10 protein-coding genes and 1 pseudogene are annotated in these 9,846 nt (G+C 69.1%); 4 read left to right on the forward strand and 7 right to left on the reverse strand.

The genetic code is table 11. The features are described 5' to 3' along the window. Nucleotides 1-2: 2 nt before the first annotated feature. From AB0I73_RS25500 to gdhA, 3 genes are all read right to left on the reverse strand, one after another. On the reverse strand, nt 3-650 hold the full coding sequence (locus AB0I73_RS25500; protein ID WP_363041038.1) for a hypothetical protein: 648 nt from the start codon (nt 648-650) through the stop codon (nt 3-5). A gap of 96 nt (nt 651-746) precedes the next feature. Beyond that, the gene (locus AB0I73_RS25505; RefSeq protein WP_363040978.1) at nt 747-1,079 is read right to left on the reverse strand and encodes a cupin domain-containing protein; all 333 of its coding nucleotides are present in this window, start codon (nt 1,077-1,079) and stop codon (nt 747-749) included. Nucleotides 1,080-1,189: 110 nt separating this feature from the next. After that, nucleotides 1,190-2,548 (reverse strand): NADP-specific glutamate dehydrogenase, encoded by a 1,359-nt coding sequence (gdhA, locus tag AB0I73_RS25510; protein ID WP_181383744.1) that lies wholly within the window; start codon nt 2,546-2,548, stop codon nt 1,190-1,192. 279 nt (nt 2,549-2,827) lie between these two features. On the opposite strand from gdhA, the gene AB0I73_RS25515 reads away from it, so the two are divergent. Continuing rightward, the gene (locus AB0I73_RS25515; RefSeq protein ID WP_363040980.1) at nt 2,828-4,285 is read left to right on the forward strand and encodes an FAD-binding oxidoreductase; all 1,458 of its coding nucleotides are present in this window, start codon (nt 2,828-2,830) and stop codon (nt 4,283-4,285) included. A 13-nt stretch (nt 4,286-4,298) separates the two neighbouring features. Here AB0I73_RS25515 and AB0I73_RS25520 read toward each other — a convergent pair whose 3' ends face one another. Beyond that, on the reverse strand, nt 4,299-4,508 hold the full coding sequence (locus AB0I73_RS25520) for a DUF397 domain-containing protein (RefSeq protein ID WP_363040982.1): 210 nt from the start codon (nt 4,506-4,508) through the stop codon (nt 4,299-4,301). Further along, nucleotides 4,505-5,380: pseudogene (locus AB0I73_RS25525) on the reverse strand (helix-turn-helix transcriptional regulator). The gene AB0I73_RS25520 and the pseudogene AB0I73_RS25525 overlap by 4 nt, the downstream one beginning before the upstream one ends. A gap of 426 nt (nt 5,381-5,806) precedes the next feature. On the opposite strand from AB0I73_RS25525, the gene AB0I73_RS25530 reads away from it, so the two are divergent. Genes AB0I73_RS25530 through AB0I73_RS25540 form a run of 3 tightly spaced genes read left to right on the forward strand, consistent with a single transcriptional unit; the run spans nt 5,807 to nt 7,751 of the window. Continuing rightward, complete coding sequence (locus AB0I73_RS25530) at nt 5,807-6,172, forward strand: PadR family transcriptional regulator (RefSeq protein WP_363040984.1); 366 nt, start codon at nt 5,807-5,809, stop codon at nt 6,170-6,172. Then, nucleotides 6,169-7,200, forward strand: coding sequence for a hypothetical protein (locus tag AB0I73_RS25535; protein ID WP_363040986.1), 1,032 nt, complete (start codon nt 6,169-6,171; stop codon nt 7,198-7,200). The genes AB0I73_RS25530 and AB0I73_RS25535 overlap by 4 nt, the downstream gene beginning before the upstream one ends. A 50-nt stretch (nt 7,201-7,250) precedes the next feature. Continuing rightward, nucleotides 7,251-7,751, forward strand: a complete 501-nt coding sequence (locus AB0I73_RS25540) for an FtsX-like permease family protein (protein ID WP_363040988.1) — start codon at nt 7,251-7,253, stop codon at nt 7,749-7,751. A 41-nt stretch (nt 7,752-7,792) separates the two neighbouring features. On the opposite strand, the gene AB0I73_RS25545 is transcribed toward AB0I73_RS25540, so the two are convergent. Continuing rightward, nucleotides 7,793-8,254, reverse strand: a complete 462-nt coding sequence (locus tag AB0I73_RS25545; protein ID WP_363040990.1) for a hypothetical protein — start codon at nt 8,252-8,254, stop codon at nt 7,793-7,795. A 312-nt stretch (nt 8,255-8,566) separates the two neighbouring features. After that, nucleotides 8,567-9,760: an elongation factor Tu gene (gene tuf / locus AB0I73_RS25550; protein WP_363040992.1), complete on the reverse strand. Its 1,194-nt coding sequence runs from the start codon at nt 9,758-9,760 to the stop codon at nt 8,567-8,569. Nucleotides 9,761-9,846: the final 86 nt, after the last annotated feature.

A 9,846-nucleotide genomic window follows, 5' to 3' on the forward strand; every position in this document is an offset into this window, starting at 1 on the left:
CCTCAGCCGGTGAAGCGGAACGTCGAGGTGATCGCGTCGAAGATGTCGAAGAAGGAGTCGGCGAGGTCGAGGACCTGGCTGCTGCCCGCCACCAGGGCGACCTTGCCCTCCTGGCCGGGTACGGGGATGAAGGTCTGGGTCAGTACCGCGCGGATGGTCCGGTCGAGTTCGTCGCCGGGTACGGGGATGTCCTCGATGCCGTACGTCCGCGCCGCCGGGCCCACGCCGGGGATGTCGACGGTGGTGACCTTCCGCCAGGAGTCACCCGGCTTCTTGGCCTCCTTGACGGCGAGTCGGGCGGCGACGGCGGCCGGGTCGGTGGGCAGCGGATCGCCCTTGCCCGTACGGCCGCCGACCAGCGAGACCGTCACCGAGCCGGTGATCGGTACGTCACCGCCGAAGTTCTCCGCCATGCAGCCGCAGTACAGCGCGCCCGACTTCCAGGCGTCCGCCGCCGCCCTCCGCAGGAACGCGGTGTACGTGTCCCGGTGCGGCGCCAACTCCGGGTGCTGCCGCAGGCGTTCACTCACCATCCGGTGGATCGAGTCGTCCCGCGACTCCGGCCGTACGTCGAACTCCCACCAGGACTCCGGCACCTTGATCCGGAAACCGCCGCGCTCGACGGTCAGCGCCTCCATGTAGCGGGCCATGACGCCGGCCTCCCCGTTCACTCGATCGTCTGTGCGGACATCGTGCCATCGCGTGAACCGCTGGAGAGGCCGACCCCGCCGGACCTCGCGGGCCCCTCAGCCCTTTTTGGCGACCGTGAGGATCACCGCCGCGTCCTCCAGGGCTTCCAGGGCGTGGCGGGCCGGTGGGATGACGAGCAGGTCGCCGGTCCGGCCTTCCCACGAGGCGTCGCCGCTGGTGAGGCGGACGTGACCGCTCAGGACCAGCAGGGTCGCCTCGCCGGGGCTGTCGTGCTCCGCGAGGGAGGTGCCGGCGGTCAGGGCGAGGAGGGTCTGGCGCAGGGTGTGCTCGTGGCCGCCGTGGACCGTGCTCGCGCTGCGACCGGTGGAGGAGGCTGCGGCGCGTTCGAGGTGCTCGCGGGCGAGGGCCTCGAGGGAGAGCTTCTGCATGGATCCGAGTCTCTCCGGCCGGGATGTGGGGCACCAGGGCCATGTGGGGTACTCCCCTTCCGGCCCGAGCGGGGAGGCCCCCCGACCCTCCCCGCTCGGCACCGGCACCGTCAGATGACGCCCTGCGCCAGGATCGCGTCCGCGACCCGCTCGAAGCCGGCGATGTTCGCGCCCGCGACGTAGTCGCCGGGGGCACCGTAGCGGTCTGCGGTCTCGGCGCACGTGTTGTGGATGTCGGTCATGATGCGGGCCAGCTCGTTCTCGACCTGGTCGGCCTTCCACGTCGTGCGCGACGCGTTCTGCGTCATCTCCAGTGCGCTGACCGCGACCCCGCCCGCGTTCGCGGCCTTGCCGGGCCCGAAGGCGACTCCGGCCTTCTGGAAGAGCTGCACGGCATCCGGTGTCGTCGGCATGTTCGCGCCCTCCGACACCGCCTTCACGCCGTTACGGATGAGCACGGCGGCGGCGTCCGCGTTCAGCTCGTTCTGCGTCGCCGACGGCAGGGCGATGTCGGCCGGGACCTCCCAGACCCGCCCGCCGGGCACGAACCGCGCGGAGGCGCCACGCCGCTCGGCGTACGCGCTCACCCGGCCGCGCTCGACCTCCTTGATCTGGCACAGCAGCTCCAGGTCGATGCCCTTCTCGTCGACCACGTAGCCGCTGGAGTCGGAGCAGGTCACCGGGTTGGCGCCGAGGGCCGTCAGCTTCTGGATGGTGTAGATCGCGACGTTTCCGGATCCGGAGACGACCGCGGTCTGGCCCTCCAGTTCCTCGCCACGCTCGTGCAGCATCGCCTCCGCGAACAGCACGTTGCCGTATCCGGTCGCCTCCGGCCGTATCAGCGAGCCGCCCCAGCCGGCGCGCTTGCCGGTCAGGACGCCGCCCTCCCAGCGGTTGGTGATCCGCCGGTACTGGCCGAACAGGTAGCCGATCTCCCGGGCGCCGACACCGATGTCGCCCGCCGGTACGTCGGTGTACTCACCGATGTGCCGGTACAGCTCCGTCATGAACGACTGGCAGAAGCGCATGACCTCCGCGTCGCTGCGGCCCTGCGGGTCGAAGTCGCTGCCGCCCTTGCCGCCGCCGATGCCGAGCCCGGTCAGCGCGTTCTTGAAGACCTGCTCGAAGCCGAGGAACTTGATGATCCCGAGGTTCACCGAGGGGTGGAATCGCAGACCGCCCTTGTACGGGCCGAGGGCGCTGTTGTATTCGATCCGGAATCCCCGGTTGACGTGAACACACCCCTGGTCGTCCTGCCACGGCACCCGGAAGATGATCTGCCGCTCCGGCTCGATGAGCCGCTCGACGAGCCCCGGTTCCGCGTACTCCGGACGCGCCTTGAGCACCGGCCCGAGGGTGTCGAGCACCTCGCGCGCGGCCTGGTGGAACTCGGGTTCGGCCGGATTGCGGCGCAGGATCTCGGTACGCAGGTTCTCGAGCGAGGAGGTGAAGTCGGGTCGTGAAGTCACGGGGTCCCTTTCTGGCGCGGCTGACACCGGAACGGGCCCGGTGATGGGCGCGCGGCGCCATTGCCTCGCGCAGGACGGCGACCGCCTCGTGGATTTTCGATACAGCAGTCGACCCTTCAGTGTTACTCATGTGTTAAGCGGAAGGCCAAGGGCCTCGCACAATTGTCCGCCATTCGAGACCCTTCGTACGAAGCGCGGGACGGTCGGCACGGTGCGCAGAGAGCTCGAATGGCACCTCCTCCTGCCAGGCGTGATGCTGAAAACCGGGAGGTGAGCCCCATGAGCGGGAGTCACAGCCACAGCGGCACGCCGGTCAGGGGGGAGGAGGGGCGGCGTGGCAGGGAGGCGGATGTTCCGAGTTCCCTCGTGGACGCGTTCGCCTCCAGGTTGCGGGGGCGGGTCGTCCGGCCCGGGGAGGCCGACTACGAGTCGGCACGAAAACTCTGGAACGGCATGATCGACAGGCGTCCGGCGCTGGTGGCCCGGTGCGCGGGCGACGAGGACGTGGTCGCCGCGGTCGACTTCGCCCGCGACAACGAGATGCTCGTCGCCGTGCGCGGGGGCGGACACGGAGTCGCCGGTCAGGCGGTCTGCGACGGTGGCCTGGTCATCGACCTGTCGGAGATGCGAGGGGTCGATGTCGACCCGGAGGGGCGAAGGGCGGTCGCGCAGGGCGGCTGCACGTTGGGGGACATCGACCGGGAGACCCAGCGCCATGGGCTCGCCACTCCGTTGGGCGTGGTGACGGAGACGGGGGCAGCCGGCCTGACCTTGTCCGGGGGAATAGGCTGGCTCCGGCGCAAACACGGGCTGAGCTGCGACAATCTCCTGTCCGTACGGGTGGTCACCGCGGACGGGCGCCTCCTGGTCGCCGACGAGAGCCGGCACCAGGACCTCTTCTGGGCGGTCCGGGGCGGTGGCGGCAACTTCGGCGTCGTCACCTCGTTCGAGTACCGCCTGCATCCCCTCGGGCCGGAGGTCTTCCTCTGCTTCGTGCTCTACCCCGCGGACCGCACCAAGGAGGTGCTGCGGGCCTGCGAGCACTACCTGTCCCAGCGGCCGGACGACTTCGCCCCGATCGGAGTCCTCGGGAAGGTCCCACCGGCGGAGCCCTTCCCGCCGGAGGCGCACGGGAAGGACTTCACGGCCCTGCTCGCGCCGTACCCGGGCGACCCGGCGGACGGCGAGCGACTGCTCCAGCCGCTGCGAGAGATCGCCGACCCGATCTGCGACCTCAGCGGCCCCATGCCCTACACGGAAGTCCAGGCGATCCTGGACGAGGACTACCCCGACGGCCTGCACTACTACTGGAAGTCCGTGAACGTGCCCGAGCTCGGCGACGAGCTGATCGAGCGGCTCGCCGAGCGCGCCGCCGCGGCGCCTTCGCCCCAGAGCACCATCGACGTCTGGTACCAGGGCGGCGCCATGGCCCGCATCGGCGAGGAGGAGACCGCCTTCGCCAACCGCGACGCCCCCTACCTGCTCGGAATCGAGGCGAACTGGGAGGCGGAGGCCGACTCGGCCGAGAACATGACCTGGGTGCGCGACACCTTCGCCGACCTGAAATCGTTCTCCGCCGGAGGCGTCTACCTCAACTTCCCCGGATTCCTCGAGGAGGGCGAGCACCTCCTGCGCGAGGGCTACGGCATGAACTACGAACGCCTCTCGGCAGTCAAGGCGAAGTACGACCCCGCGAACCTCTTCCACCTCAACGCCAATATCAAGCCGAAGAGTTGAGGCTGAGCGCCGGTCAGCTTCCCGATGCGTACGCCACGAATCCCGCCCACACCTCAAGGGCGACCGCGAGCTGAGGGCCTCCCAGGTTCTTGGAGTCACGGACGTGCACGGCACGGGGCGCTGTCGCGACCTCGACACAGGAGTTGCCGTCCGGGCCGTCGCTGTAGCTGCTCTTGAACCAGACCAGTTCAGAGACGTTCCCGGCAGAAGCCTTGCGAATCATGTCTCTCCCAGTACTTGCTCGATGAAGGCCAGCGACTCCCGTGGGGTGAGAGCCTGCGCCCGGATCGTCCCATACCGCAGTTCAAGGATCCGCAGCTGCTTCGGATCGAAAGTCGGCCGACCGCTGAAAGCACCGTCGGAGCGGCCCGCCGCCGTGCCGTCGGCGAACTTCAGCACCTCGATCCTGCCGTCCAGCCCGGGGTGAGCCCCCGCGCTCGTCGGCATCACCTGAAACGTGACGTTACGCAACCGCGCCACCTCCAGCAGATGTTCGAGCTGCTGACGCCACACCATTGTGCCTCCAACGCGTCGCCGCAGAGTCGCCTCTTCCAGGACGAAGCTGAGAGCCGGAGCCGGGGAACGCTCGAAGATCGACCTGCGTGCCATGCGTGCAGCGACCAGGTGCTCCACCTCCTCTTCCGAGTACGGCGGCTGCCACACTTCGAACAAGGCGCGTGCATGCCCCGGTGTCTGCAACAGGCCATGAATGCTGAGCCCGACATACACCCCGAGCTCGACCGCCTTGGCCTCCAGCTCGGCCAACGCCCTCACGCTCTTGGGATACCGGACCTTCTTGACGTCCTCCCAGGCCGCTGCGGTGAGCCCGCCCGCGCCCAACACCTCGTCGGCCCTGTCCAGATACTCCTACCGAGGGATCCGCTTGCCGCCCTCGATCTTGTACACCAGGTCGTCCCCGTACCCCGCCGCCGCCCCGAACTCGGCGACCCGCATCCCCACCGCCTCGCGGCGCAGCTTCAGTTGCCGTCCGACGGTCGTGATCACCGCGACTCCCCACTCGTCGTCCGGATCGGCCTCCCCACCCGGCTCGTCCGCCTCGCTCCTGAGCCGTACCGCCTCGCCGTCCACTGTCATGCCGCGCCCCTTCGTCGTCCCGCGTCGCACCGCGACGCCCTACCCGCACCAACCGCCCCGACGGCCCGGACAGCACCGGACAGCCGACGGACAGTCACCTCACGTAGTCGATCCGCCACAAATCACGCTAGATCGCGACAGGGTCCCCCGATGAGCCACACGAACAATTCACACTTTCGAGCACCACCACGCCATACCGGTCAGCCGCGACCGGCGCCCTGCCTCACTTGGCCCCGGACTCCTGCCTCTGACCCCTGGCGCAAAGCAGCCGCCACGTCTTCTGGCGCCCCGTTTCCTCACAGTCGATCGCCTCGCTGAGCCGACCGCCCGCAACGGAGCCCCGCTCCCGGCTCCCTTCCCCCGCATACTCTTGACACCCGACTATTCTGAATTTCAGACTAGTCTTGATCAAGAAGAGGTCGATGCATGGGCGACATCCAGCCCGCATGGCTCCGCGCCGTCCTGCCGCTGTGCCTTCTGGCCACGCTGGAGCGCGGAGAGAGTTACGGGTACGCGCTGCTCCAACAGCTCGAGGAATCGGGACTCGGCACGGTCAAGGGCGCCGTGCTGTACCCGGCACTGACGCGGCTCGCCGACGACGGTGCGGTCGAGGTCCGCTGGGCCCCGGGAGAAGGCGGCCCCGGCCGGAAGTACTACCGGCTGACCGATGCGGGGCGGGATCGGCTGGCACGGGAGCGCCAGGCATGGCAGGAGTTCCGCACGGCGGTCGACACGGTGGCGGCGTTCCCGGCCGACCCCACCACACCTCACGAACAGGAGAAGGACCGATGACGAAGGCCGCCGCCGGTACCCGGCCGGGTCACAGCGACCGGGACGCCTGGACCGACAAGCTGGAACTGGAACTCACCCTCGTGCACAGCGTGCCGCGCGAGCTGGTGAACCGTGTGCTGGAGGAGGTCGCCGAGGCGGTCACCGAGACGGGACAGCGGGCGGAGGAACTCTTCGGCCCCGCCGAGGAGTACGCCGCCAGGGTGGCCACCGAACGGGTCGACGCCGGGCACCGCAGCACACGCGACTTCGAGGGCAGGACACCGGCCACGCATTTCCGGCAGGGCATGGTGGCCGGAGGCATCGCCGTCCTGATCATGGCCGCGGTGGGCACGTTCAACGGTGAGGAACTGTCCGGCGCCTCGGCTCTCCTCCTGTCCCTCTCCACGTCCGTGTTCGTGGCCGTCGGCTTCGCGGTCTTCCCCGCCCTGCGCGCGGCGGGGCGGACCCGGACCGCCTGGCTCCACGGCGCCGTCGCCGGCGTCATCACCGCGGTCGGCGTCCACCTCGCGGCCCTCCCCGCGATCCGGGACGCGCACCCCTTCCCGTTCCCCCCGATCGCGGCAGCAGGGTGCGGGGTACTGCTCGGCGCCCTCGGGCTGGCCATACCCGCACAGGCGGTGAACCGGTGGTTCTCCCCCGGTGAAGGCCGACGGCTCGATGACGAGCAATGGCTGCGCCGACTGGGCGAGTTGCTGCACGGGCGGCACGGCCTCCCCCTGCGCACCGCACAGCGGCATGTGACCGAGGCACGGGAACACCTGGCGGCCACCGGACGCGGCGCCCAGCAGGAACTCGGCCAGGTGGAGGTCTACGCCATGGACCTGACCGACGGCCCGGGCCGGGCCGTCCAGCGGACCCGCCACCAGTTCCTCGGCGCCCTCTCCTCCATGGCCGTCTTCGCCGTGCTGTTCACCCTCACCTTGCTGGACTCCGACAGCGGCGGCTCGGCGCCCTGGGTCCACGCGGTGCTCTTCGTCTGCGCCACCGCCTGGACGATCGTCCTTTTCCGGAGGACGAAGGTCCGGTGACCCACGCGGGCCATCTTTGACGGTCATGCGAAGAGGCCCGCATCGGGGCCGTGGCCGCCGGGCTGCGCGAGATGGTGCGGTCGGCAGGCGGTCAGGTGCTCGGCGAGGACGAGTGGGTCGCGGCCACCTGTCCGGAGACCAACCGTTCGACCCGACCCGGCCTTCTGCCGGTGCTCGGCATCGCCCTGCTCCACACCGGCATCTCCCTGGTCAACACGATGGTGACGGCCACCTCCGACCGGGTCCGTGACCTGGCGGTGCTGCGACTGGCCGGGGTCACCAACGGGCAGGTACTGCGGCTGGTGCGCGCCGAGTCGCTGCTGGTCGTCGCGGTCGGAGCGCTCCTGGGACTGGCCGTCGCCGCGCTCGACCTGACCGGGAGGCGGGCGGCGCTGGGCCTGCTCCCGGTGCGCCCCACACCCGTGCTGCCGTGGCCTACGATCGGCGCGGTCGTCGGCGCCTGCGCGTTCCTCGCGGCACTCGCGTCCGTCGCCCCGGCCGGCCTGGCCCTACGGCGCCACGCGGTGGAACTCGCGGGCATCCGCGAATGACCACCCTTCCCGACACATCGCTGCCGCACCGCCGAACCGGCTCAGCCCGCCTTACCCCCCTCGAAGACCTCCGCCGCCGACGTGGCCGTGATCGCCCGGGTGAACCAGACCTCCAACGTGGCCAGATCACCGCACCCGGCAATACGCTCCCGCTCCTCCGCGGACACCTCGATGCCCCGGCCGTCGAGCAGCCGCAGAATGTCCTCTGCCCGGCCCTCGACCCGGCCCTCCGCCCGAAGCCTCTGTGCAGTCTCCGACTGGAAGAAAGAGAGGTCGACAGCCATCAGGTGCTTCCAGAGATCCGCGGCCGGCGTCTTGCCGAGGCCTTGTTCGGTGAGTTCGATGAAGGTGCCCGCGGTGTCCTCGTCGTCGGCCGACAAGCCCTTCAGTGCCTTTGCCAGCGCATTCAGTATGGCATCGGCGCCCGGATCCCGGCGGTGCAGAGCCGCCGACAGGACCGTGAGCGGAATGTCGCGAGCGGCCTCGTCGGGGCTGGCGATCACCGGCAGACTGTCCGGCCCCAGGACCAGAGGGCGCAGGGTGAGCGAGGGCCACTGCGGCGGGCCGATGTCCACCTGCCGGGCCGCCCACAGGTCGCGGTGGACCGGTCCGCGCAGACGACGAGGAGGACCGGGGGGATGCCGTATCTACGGCGCGCATATGCCAATCCTTCCCGCGTTCGAGTGACAGGCAGGACATGGAGGTTGACACCATCGGCCCCTGCAACACGAAAAGGCCCGCACGACCGAAGTCGTGCGGGCCCTCTCAGGTGCTCGCGGTGGAGCTACCAGGTCGGATCAGCAAGCAGCCGGAGCTTACTTGTTGATCTTGGTGACCTGGCCGGCGCCCACGGTCCGGCCACCCTCGCGGATGGCGAACTTCAGGCCCTCTTCCATGGCGATGGGCTGGATGAGCTCCACCTTCATCTCGGTGTTGTCACCCGGCATGACCATCTCGGTGCCCTCGGGGAGGGTCACGACGCCGGTCACGTCCGTCGTACGGAAGTAGAACTGCGGGCGGTAGTTGTTGAAGAAGGGGGTGTGACGGCCACCCTCGTCCTTCGACAGGATGTAGGCCTGGGCCTCGAACTCGGTGTGCGGGGTGACCGAACCGGGCTTGATGATGACCTGGCCGCGCTCGACGTCCTCGCGCTTGATGCCGCGGAGCAGCAGACCGACGTTCTCACCGGCCTGGCCCTCGTCGAGCAGCTTGCGGAACATCTCGATGCCGGTGACCGTGGTGGTGGTCTTCTCCGGCTTGATGCCGATGATGTCGACGGTCTCGTTGACCTTGAGGACACCACGCTCGATACGGCCGGTGACGACCGTACCGCGACCGGTGATCGTGAAGACGTCCTCGATCGGCATCAGGAACGGCTTGTCGACGTCACGCTCGGGAGCCGGGATCGACTCGTCCACGGCCTTCATCAGCTCGAGGACGGTGTTGCCCCACTCCTTGTCGCCCTCGAGGGCCTTCAGAGCGGAGACCTTGACGACGGGAACGTCGTCGCCCGGGAACTCGTACTCGGAGAGGAGCTCACGGACCTCGAGCTCGACGAGCTCCAGGATCTCCTCGTCGTCCACCATGTCGGCCTTGTTCAGGGCGACGACGATGTACGGAACGCCGACCTGGCGGGCCAGGAGCACGTGCTCCTTGGTCTGCGGCATCGGGCCGTCGGTGGCGGCGACCACGAGGATGGCGCCGTCCATCTGGGCGGCACCCGTGATCATGTTCTTGATGTAGTCCGCGTGACCGGGGCAGTCAACGTGGGCGTAGTGACGCTGCTCGGTCTGGTACTCGACGTGCGAGATCGAGATCGTGATACCACGCTGGCGCTCTTCGGGCGCCTTGTCGATCATGTCGAAGGCCGAGGCCTCGTTCAGGTCCGGGTACGCGTCGTGCAGCACCTTGGTAATGGCGGCCGTGAGGGTCGTCTTACCGTGGTCGATGTGACCGATGGTGCCGATGTTGACGTGCGGCTTAGTCCGCTCGAACTTCGCCTTCGCCACTGGGGTCCTCCTGTGGAGTGGTTCTGTACGCCTTACTCATCGGCGCCAGGTGATCTTTGCTGGAAAGCCCGGGGCCGGGGGCATTC

The sequence above is a fragment of the Streptomyces sp. NPDC050388 genome (assembly GCF_040655635.1).
Classification (GTDB): domain Bacteria; phylum Actinomycetota; class Actinomycetes; order Streptomycetales; family Streptomycetaceae; genus Streptomyces.